This is a genomic window from Bacillus sp. AY18-3, assembly GCF_008042305.1.
Lineage (GTDB): Bacteria > Bacillota > Bacilli > Bacillales > Bacillaceae_G > Bacillus_A > Bacillus_A wiedmannii.
This window is the reverse complement of the sequence record NZ_QKQR01000032.1, coordinates 64,200-73,442: the sequence shown is the minus strand read 5'-3', so window position 1 is coordinate 73,442 and position 9,243 is coordinate 64,200. Positions and strand designations below refer to the sequence as shown.

General features: G+C 33.3%; 8 protein-coding genes and 3 pseudogenes. 4 read left to right on the top strand and 7 right to left on the bottom strand.

From position 1 onward, the window contains the following. Positions 1-918: lyase family protein (locus tag DM800_RS24835; protein WP_255447046.1), on the bottom strand; the 918-nt coding region annotated here is incomplete at its 3' end. A gap of 53 nt (positions 919-971) precedes the next feature. Beyond that, positions 972-1,976, bottom strand: a complete 1,005-nt coding sequence (ansA, locus tag DM800_RS24830; protein WP_147787845.1) for an asparaginase — start codon at positions 1,974-1,976, stop codon at positions 972-974. 184 nt (positions 1,977-2,160) lie between these two features. Here ansA and ansR point away from each other — a divergent pair, with 184 nt between their 5' ends. The 4 genes and pseudogenes from ansR to DM800_RS24810 all read left to right on the top strand — a co-directional run. Beyond that, positions 2,161-2,538 (top strand): HTH-type transcriptional regulator AnsR, encoded by a 378-nt coding sequence (ansR, locus tag DM800_RS24825; RefSeq protein ID WP_147787844.1) that lies wholly within the window; start codon positions 2,161-2,163, stop codon positions 2,536-2,538. 195 nt (positions 2,539-2,733) lie between these two features. After that, a pseudogene (locus tag DM800_RS24820) lies at positions 2,734-2,973 on the top strand (nitroreductase family protein); the annotation flags it as partial. Positions 2,974-3,018: 45 nt separating this feature from the next. Continuing rightward, a pseudogene (locus DM800_RS24815) lies at positions 3,019-3,123 on the top strand (DUF1304 family protein); the annotation flags it as partial. A 103-nt stretch (positions 3,124-3,226) separates the two neighbouring features. Next, positions 3,227-3,340, top strand: a pseudogene (locus DM800_RS24810) (IS3 family transposase); the annotation flags it as partial. A 98-nt stretch (positions 3,341-3,438) separates the two neighbouring features. Here the strand turns inward: DM800_RS24810 and DM800_RS24805 are convergent. The 5 genes from DM800_RS24805 to DM800_RS24785 form a co-directional block, all read right to left on the bottom strand. Next, positions 3,439-4,080: a nucleotide excision repair endonuclease gene (locus DM800_RS24805; protein WP_147787841.1), complete on the bottom strand. Its 642-nt coding sequence runs from the start codon at positions 4,078-4,080 to the stop codon at positions 3,439-3,441. A gap of 166 nt (positions 4,081-4,246) precedes the next feature. Beyond that, positions 4,247-5,662: an amino acid permease gene (locus DM800_RS24800; protein WP_147787840.1), complete on the bottom strand. Its 1,416-nt coding sequence runs from the start codon at positions 5,660-5,662 to the stop codon at positions 4,247-4,249. Between the two features lie 133 nt (positions 5,663-5,795). After that, positions 5,796-6,614 carry a pyrroline-5-carboxylate reductase gene (gene proC, locus DM800_RS24795; protein WP_147787839.1) on the bottom strand — a complete coding sequence of 273 codons (819 nt, stop codon included), beginning with the start codon at positions 6,612-6,614 and terminating at the stop codon, positions 5,796-5,798. A 324-nt stretch (positions 6,615-6,938) separates the two neighbouring features. Beyond that, positions 6,939-8,132 (bottom strand): Ger(x)C family spore germination protein, encoded by a 1,194-nt coding sequence (locus DM800_RS24790; protein WP_147787838.1) that lies wholly within the window; start codon positions 8,130-8,132, stop codon positions 6,939-6,941. Further along, positions 8,129-9,220 (bottom strand): spore germination protein, encoded by a 1,092-nt coding sequence (locus DM800_RS24785; RefSeq protein ID WP_147787837.1) that lies wholly within the window; start codon positions 9,218-9,220, stop codon positions 8,129-8,131. Before DM800_RS24785 ends, DM800_RS24790 begins: the two co-directional genes overlap by 4 nt. Positions 9,221-9,243: the final 23 nt, after the last annotated feature.

The window sequence follows — 9,243 nt, the reverse complement described above, 5'->3', positions numbered from 1 at the left end:
GCGTGGACCTGATGCCATTAAGCGAAGGTCATTCGCAATTTTAGACATATTCATCATACATACTTTAAGTGCTGCTGATACTTCTGTATATGCATCCGTATTTTGCGTTGCATCTACTAGGTCTTCTGCACCAACAAGTGGTAGCTCACTAATTGCAGCTAAATGTTTCACAACTGCTTCAATATATTCTGGATCTGCATTTAATCCTGTACCAACTGCAGTTGCCCCCATATTCACTTCATATAAGTGTTGACGTGATTGCTGAATTCGTTTCATATCACGTTCAAGTACGCGAGAGTACGCTTTAAATTCTTGTCCAAGACGAATTGGTACAGCGTCTTGTAAATGTGTACGACCCATTTTAATAACATGATCGAACTGCTCTGCTTTTAATTCAAATACATCATGCATATACCCCATCGTTTGTAATAAACCTTCTAATGCATTTAATGTTGCGATATGAATCGCCGTTGGGAATGCATCGTTTGTTGATTGCGCCATGTTTACATGACTATTTGGACTAATATAATGATAGTCTCCCTTTTCCATTCCTAATAATTCAAGAGCACGGTTGGCAATGACTTCATTTGCATTCATGTTCATTGAAGTACCTGCTCCGCCTTGAATTGGATCTACGATGAAATGATCATGCCATTTTCCATCAAGAATTTCTTGAGCAGCTTCTGCGATCGCGCCGCCCTTGTTCAATTCCAATCTTCCTACATCGGTATTAGCAAGCGCTGCAGCTTTTTTTACAATTGCGAACGCTCTAATTAAACTTTCATGAATTTTATACCCTGTAATCGGGAAATTTTCATCAGCGCGTAAAGTCTGAATTCCGTAATATGCTTCAGTAGGTAATTCCTTTCCTCCCAAAAAATCCTTCTCCACTCGCATGTTCTTGTTTGTTATTGACATTTTAATTTCTCCCCTATATTAAATGTAAAACCTAAATAAATCATATGAAGTTATTACCAATCCTTATCAGATTTTATTGTTAAATCGTAGGCTAAAGGCTCTTCAATAATTTTTTTAATCTCTTCTAATTTATTAGTTTTTCCAAGCGTCCACATCAATTTTGCTATGATGGCTTCCGTATTCATATCACCAGATAATATTACTTGATGTTGCACCACTTTCCGTCCTACTTCATAGAGAAGTATGTCTTCTCCCTCTTCCAGGCATTGAGTAGTAATCACTACAGCAATCCCCATTTCAGTCAACTCTTGAATTTTCGAAAGCAAGTTCCTTCCTTCAAAAGGTAATCCACCGTTACCAAAACTTTCAATAATAATCCCTTTATACAAATCTTTCAAACAATCAAATATCTCCGGCTTTGTACCTGGATACAATTTCATAAGAAAAACATCCGTACATAAATTAGTATTTATTGAAAGTTCATTATGGGAGGACGTTGGCTTCCAATGATATTTCACTTCATCTTCATTTACCTCAGCAACATATGGATAATTCACACTTTCAAATGCATCATAACTTTTTGTTCGCATTTTAACTGCTCTCGTCCCAATAATCACCCTACTATCAAAAACAATAAACACACCGCCAACATCCTCACAGGCAAATCTAAGAGCATCAGCTACATTTTTCTTTGCGTCTGTTTTTTTAAAACTAATAGGTACTTGTGAGCCTGTTAAAACAACTGGTTTTCTTAAACCTTGAAGCATATAAGATAACGCAGAAGATGTATAAGCTAACGTATCCGTTCCATGTGTAATCACAAACCCGTCATAGTCATCATAGTGATTAAAAACAGCATTAGCTATTTCCTTCCAATGCTCAGGTTGCATATTGGTACTATCAATATTCATTAAGATTTTGCAATCTATTTCTAAGTTTCGAGACGACTTCGAAAAATAATTCAATAATTCCTCAGCGGACACCCCTGGAACAAGCCCTTCATTCCCCTCCACAGATGCAATTGTCCCACCAGTTGCAAGTAATAAAATTTTCATCATACACAACCCCTCCATAAAATAAACAACGATATATCGTTCGCGTAATGCGTATTTATATTTATCATTATAGAACTTAATTTGAATTAATCAAGTTTTTGTATTCAATACGCGTACTTTTTTTCTATTCTTGATTCTTTTTCTATGTTATAATTAATTTAATAAAATTAGATGGGGTATGAGACGAATGCTGGAACGTTTATCTAAATTAAGAAAAAAACAAAAATGGTCCTTACAAGAGACAGCAGATCGACTTGGGATTGCGAAAAGCACCTATGCTGGTTATGAAAATGGTTATAGATTACCTTCATTACAATCTTTATCTAAAATAGCCGATTTATTTGATACGTCTGTAGATTATATATTAGGTCGAATTGAACATTCACATCAAAACAAAGATGTAATTGATATTACAAGACTCCTAAACGATTCAGATCCAACACTTTTAATAGATGGAGAAGCACTGTCAACAGAAGAGATAATAGATTTTATTGCTTTTGTGAGAAGTAAACGAGAACTAAGTTCCAAGAGAATAGAAAATATTGAACCAACATTTGAAAGTTGATTCAATAAAGAACGAAGACACTACACTCTTTAAACTAAAAAATACTTAGACAACTAATTTGTAAACGGTATATATAGGATTAGCTTTTGGAATAGGATTAATCCAAATTTATTTTATTAACTTCATATTTATAAATTACATTTGAGTATTTTGTATATACAAAATACTCTTCTTAAAAACTTCCATATCAAGAAAAATCGCGGAACTATACTGATTGATCTAGTATTTCTCTCTATGCAGTTCATGCTGACAGCACTTGCACATAAATATGATTCCACTCCAATCAGAGAGCATGACAAAGAAAATAACAATACATTCTTTGGATTGGAAAAAGAGCGCTATGTATCAGTTATAATTCTACCTATTGATAAAATAGCCAACGAAGGATATGCTACATATCGTCTCCCTGTTGAGAAAATTGCCAAATGGAAATAGTATAAAACTTATATTAAGGACTAACGGAGGCAGAATAGTATGGAAATCATCGCAGCTATTTTCGGAGGTTCCACATCCAATAAATCAATTATCGTGAAACAAGGACTCCCCGCTATTTTAGCGCCGCTTTTCCTTTTATCTGTCATATAGAACCAAAGCTTTTCAATAAAAGAACTCACTTTTGAAAAAATAGCTATTCTTTCTGTAAATTCATAGGAAAGGATGGCGTTTTTGTATGTCTATTTCTGTATCGAAAGAATTTGGAAGTATAACAGATTTCAAACAAGAATTAGCAAAGTATATAAAGTACTATAATCATAAAAGAATCAAGGAAGAATCAAAGGGAATGAACCCAATATTGTACTAGGCTCATTCCCCAGAGGCTACTTAATAAACTGACCTTTCTAACTTTCAGCGACACAATCTAGTTGAAGTGCTACAAGCAACGAATTTACTACTTTAAAGTTAAGTGTTTAACCTTGAAGTACTTAAATTCTTTTTTCCAGATAAAGCATACATTATATCTTGATGCTTTATTGTCCTCTTATAATTATGTGGTATCGGGAATTTGTTTCGGTGTTCTTTTATTATAATTAAAGTTTGAAGTTCTATGCTCAATACTTTTGCGAGGACATGATAGTTATATCCATTGTTTAACAGAGAAATTATGTCATAAAACATAGTTTTTCCGCCAACTAATTTTACTAATTTATTCTTTAACTCACCCTCTTTTTCTTTAGCTTCATCCATTTCTAACAACATAGATTTTTTATTTGTCCGCTTAATGTATTGAGTATACAACTTTGGGAATTCTTTTTGGACTTCTTTGTTTAATACTGGTTTATATTTAATCATATAAGTAACTTGTAACAATGAGCGTTTTAACAAACTATCTTCAATAAGATACGCTACTTTATTAAATAAATGTACATATTCCTTAATATTGGAATAACTATTAAAATGAGCTAATACTCTACTTTTTATACTAAAAGCCTTGCCTATATAAATAATATTGTCATTATAATCTTTAATAAAATAAATACCACTGTCATCTTTTTCTAATTCATTATCCAGTTCTTCTAGACTCATAAAATGCAATTCACTCATACTTTCCTCTCCTTATTAGTTTTAAATCATGAAAAACAGGCAATGTTTCTAAAAAAGGCACTCAGCTGTCCAAGGATTTTTCATTTTATTTCTTGCTAAATGTCAAAAAACTGTTTCTATGTTACTCAACTATCAATATGATTATTAATAAAATTTTCTATCATTATTATCTCGCAATTTTATCATGTAATTTCGAGATCGTTTCCTCATTTAAATTACTGTGTTTTATCGAGTAAAGGAAATATATTACTGCCCCAATAGTAATCCAAATACTAAAGTACACCCATGTACTTAACGGTAAATTTAGCATTAAAAACACACAACATACAATTGAAATGCTTGGTAATACAGGTACAAAAGGTACCATAAATCCACGTTTTAAATTGGGGTGTGATTTACGGAGAATAATAACTGATAGACAAACTAATGCAAACGTCACCAAACTACCGATATTAACTAAATTAACCAATTCTTTTAAGTCAATAAACCCAGCTATTATAGAGCTCCCTATTCCTGCCAATCCAGTTATAAAAGTAGGTGCTCCAGTTTTCTTATTAACTTTCGCAAATGATTTCGGTAACAATCCATCACGACTCATTGCAAAGAATACTCGTGTTGCTGCATACATATTGGAAAAAATAACAGCCATAAGGCCAATTACAGCACCTGCAGCAATTGCACTAGCGACTTTCCCTTGTCCTACAACTTCCATTACATAAGCCATTGCCTCAGGAACATTTAATTCTTTATAGGAAACCATTCCTGTCATAACAAGGCATACCATAATATAAATAATTGTACATATGATTAATGATGCAATAATACCGATGGGAAGATTACGTTTCGGATCTTTTACTTCTTCTGCTGAAGTTGCTAATATATCAAAACCCGTAAAGGCAAATAAAATAGCTGCTCCACCCGTAAAAACCCCACTTAAACCGTATGGTGCAATTGGTATCCAGTTCATTGGTTTTACATAGAATATACCAACCGTAATGAACAACAAAATCATTCCAATTTTAATCAATACCATTATATTATTGATTCGTTTACTTTCCCTCGTACCACGGGATAACATCCATGTTAATATCAATGTAATGATTACTGCTGGTAGATTCACAATACCACCATGCGAAGGAATCGTTACTAGAGCTTTAGGTATCTCTAATCCAAATCCTTTTATTAAATTGTGGAAATAGCCTGTCCATCCAGCAGCGACAGCCGCTGTTGCCACGATATATATTAACAGTAAAGACCAACCTACTAGATGAGCAACAAACTCACCAATTGTTGCATATGAGTACGTATATACACTACCAGACGCCGGGAGTGTGGAAGCAATTTCTGCATAACATAATGCTATAAATCCACATATAATTGCTGCAAGTATAAATGAAAAAATAACTGCTGGACCAGCATTTCTTGCTGCTACTAATCCAGTTAACACAAGAACACCCGTTCCAACTATCGAGCCTACCCCTAACATAATTAAATCAAATGCTCCTAATGTTTTCGTTAAAGTCTTGCTTTGATTATGCTCTAACAATTGTTTAACGGATTTCTTTTTTAGTAAATTACTCATATTTTCTGTATCCCCTTTAAAATAAGGTTTGTTCGTCTCGTTAGTGTTGTATATAAATCTACTTAGTTATTCACTAGCCTCATAATATTTCTTTTACATTAAATAGATTTGAAATATTATATAAATTCACTTCTCACTTATTAGTTAAACTAGACATTTCCATAGATTTTTGCGTACAACGTTTCATAGCTGAAATGATAGCTGTTCTTAAACCTTTTTCTTCTAGTGCTGCTACGGCTTCTATTGTCGTTCCACCTGGAGAACAAACCATATCCTTCAATTCACCTGGATGTATTCCTGTTTCCAATACCATTTTTGCAGAACCTAATACAGCCTGAGCCGCAAATTTATAAGCTTGTTTTCTCGGCATACCACCAAGTACAGCAGCATCTGCCATGGCTTCTATAAACATATACACATATGCTGGAGAAGAACCACTAATAGATGTAACAGCATCCATTAGTTTTTCATTTATGACCTCCGTCTGGCCGAAAATATTAAATATGTTCAGTACCTCTTTTATATCTTTTTCTGTAACCATTTCATTAAAACATAACGCAGACATTCCTTCTCCAACAAGTGCTGGTGTATTAGGCATTACTCTAACAACTTTTAACTTTCTACCAAATTCATTCTCAGTGCTCTTAATACTTTTTCCTGCAGCAATAGTTACAACGATTACATCATTTTTTATTTGATCTTTTATTTGGTTAATTACCGATGAGTATAAATCTGGTTTGATTGATAAAATTAAAATGTCAGCACTGTTAGCGACTTCATTGTTGTTAGTAGTTATAGTTATGCCATATTCATTACTAGCATTTTTTAAATTAATGACATTTAAATCTGAACAAATTATTTGATCTGGAGAAACTATATTTTTTTTAATCATCCCACCTATCATAGCAATACCCATGTTTCCACATCCGATGAATCCTATTTGTTTATTCATAATAATTTGCTCTTGCTCCTTTTACTCTAAATTTTATTGATTTTACAATTATTATTCTAAATAAGGGCTATTACAATTACTTGGTTTATCAATAGAATTTCAAAATTCTCCTTCCTATATAGAGCTTACATATACCTCTAATAACTTCTTTGCTTTCGCTGAATTTTGAGGTGGGGGTCTTACTGCCCGGCAAATAGCGGGATAAAATCATTTCTTTAATCTATAATAAGAAGGACATAAAAAAACAAAAGGTTACAAAAATTTTTAAATTAAAATTTTTGTAACCTTTTGTTTTTGTGTAAATATAAGGTCAATTAAGACGTCTCACCGTTTTAAACTTGACGCTCCATAATCTTGTATAGTTACATTTATATGATATTTAATCGGTACTTTACTAAATGTACGATCCCAATCTTTTTTGACTTTCGCCCATGTTCTCGGGTTTTTAATTCTTAATTGGTTGCCAAAACCCGCCATATCGACTTGATATTCTTTTTGTATTTTTTTTGTAACATGATGTACTAAGTGCTTTACTTCTTTTTCAATAGCTTTTTCTTCCCTTTTTAAAAATTCATTTTCAAAATCTTTTCCTGATTGCATCCAATTTTCAGATAAACGCCCTTCTGATTCAATGTTTACATCAAAGGAAATATTATTTCCATTAACATGTGGTATGATTTTGCTTTTTATTGACTTTATTTCGTATATAATGAGTTTCTTTGATTCTTTATCAAAAGTTTTTACCACACCACCATTCCTTTTTCCGTTTATCCATACTACTCCTTCCAATTCCTGTTCATTTAAAAAGCCCATCAACTTTTTTGTCTTCCCTTTAATTACAGCAGCTCCTGCAAATTTTGTTTCCCCATTTATCGAGATTACATTTTGCAAAAGAAAACTAGACCCTGACCGCATCTTTCCTTCCAATTTAGCGAGCGATACAGGAGGTAAAATCCTTGTTGTTCTATTTCTATTATCTGCAATTCCAGACAAACGAAATGCTGGGATTTCTCCTTTTTTGTTTGATTCCAGTACCTCCTTCGCTAGACCCTTGCTAATTAAGAGCATACAGCTAAGCCGAACTTCATTGTCACGGAGATACTGTTCAAGTAATTGTTCTAAACTGTATGTACGTACAAGACTATCACTAATAACAATGTTTTTTAAATGTGGGCTGAACATTGTGCTCTCTCTTTTTAATGAAAACTCACGAACAATTTGATGAATGGAATCACCGGTCTCAGAAACATTTATATAACGTTTTTGTTGTCCGTTTCCTTTACTTTGTGCTTGCGAACTAACAATTTGATAAGTAGCTGTTATAAGATTTCTTTTAGGATAACCTCCTTCCTCATCCTCTTTCTCAATTGTTGAATCCTTCCCTTTATCTAGTGCTATACCTGCAGTTAAACTCAACTCTTCTACTTCTTTACTGCTCCAACATCCTGTTAAAAATAGAAGCAAAAGCGCCCATAACAAAACTAAATAGAACCGCATATAATTAAATTTCTTTTTCACACTACTCCTCCTTTTAATCGCGTAATAATAAGAAGAAGCAGTGGCAGTAAACCAAATAAAAATAAAGCAGCATTACCGAGCATATCCCCCAATTTAAGCAAGTCATTTATATTTTTCGAAGTCATAGCAATGATGTAAATGATTGGAATCAAAGCAAAAATAAACGGATGAATACTCTTTTTAAAGAGTTGCGCTAATCCTAATGCAGCTGCATAGTAACTAATCGTATAGGTAGCAAATATTTGCATAATCCATATTACAAGCAGTAAAGATTCAAAACGTTCAAATATCAAACCAGAAATCTCAAAACTACGCATAAGGTCAATTGTCGGCCATGTTCTTGTTACAACTCCGTCAATTGATAAGGCACCAATGACTATTACAACAGTTATTACATAAAAGATTAACGGAATTGAAATTCCAACTAAAATAGCTTTTACTGCTTTCTTTCGTTGTTCCATAAACACCAAAAGAATTAACATAATTTCAGGACCTGTATATGCGAGAGACGTTGTTTTTATCCCATCTAACACTGGTTTAATCCCCAAACCCAATACGGGACGGAGATTATCTATCTCGAATATTCCGATACTCATAAAGGAAATGAGTAAAAAAATAAAAAAAGTAATAGGAAATATTATTTCAAACATCCGTGCAATCGAGTTAATACCACTCATAATCAAATAGAGACCTATCCACATAAAAGGCATAATAATGGCCCATGTGGGAGTTCCTTCGAGCAAAAAAAAGCTTATTACTTCTGCCATTGAACGAATTTGAAATGCTGAGGTTGTAAGAAAATACCCTATAATAAGAAAACTAAGAAACCTGCCTATCCATTTCCCTACAATATCTTGACTGTATTGATAAAATGTTTTATCTGGAAACTGCTGACTTAATTTGACCATAATTACTCCTGAAACCATTGCGAGTATCCCACCTAATATCACACTTAGCCATACATCTGGTGTTTTCACTTTTTCCACAGATGCTCTGGGCAGAGTGAGGATTCCTGTTCCAAGTATGTAATTTACAATAATAACAACTACTTGCGAAGTTGTTATTCGGTCTTTAGGTTCAGTAATCACTGAAGGCCACTTCCTTTCGTCAT

Coding starts and splice junctions, on each gene's coding strand:
- ansA (WP_147787845.1), bottom strand. CDS start 1,976: ATGATGAAAATTTTATTACTTGCAACTGGTGGGACAATTGCATCTGTG.
- ansR (WP_147787844.1), top strand. CDS start 2,161: ATGCTGGAACGTTTATCTAAATTAAGAAAAAAACAAAAATGGTCCTTA.
- DM800_RS24805 (WP_147787841.1), bottom strand. CDS start 4,080: ATGAGTGAATTGCATTTTATGAGTCTAGAAGAACTGGATAATGAATTA.
- DM800_RS24800 (WP_147787840.1), bottom strand. CDS start 5,662: ATGAGTAATTTACTAAAAAAGAAATCCGTTAAACAATTGTTAGAGCAT.
- proC (WP_147787839.1), bottom strand. CDS start 6,614: ATGAATAAACAAATAGGATTCATCGGATGTGGAAACATGGGTATTGCT.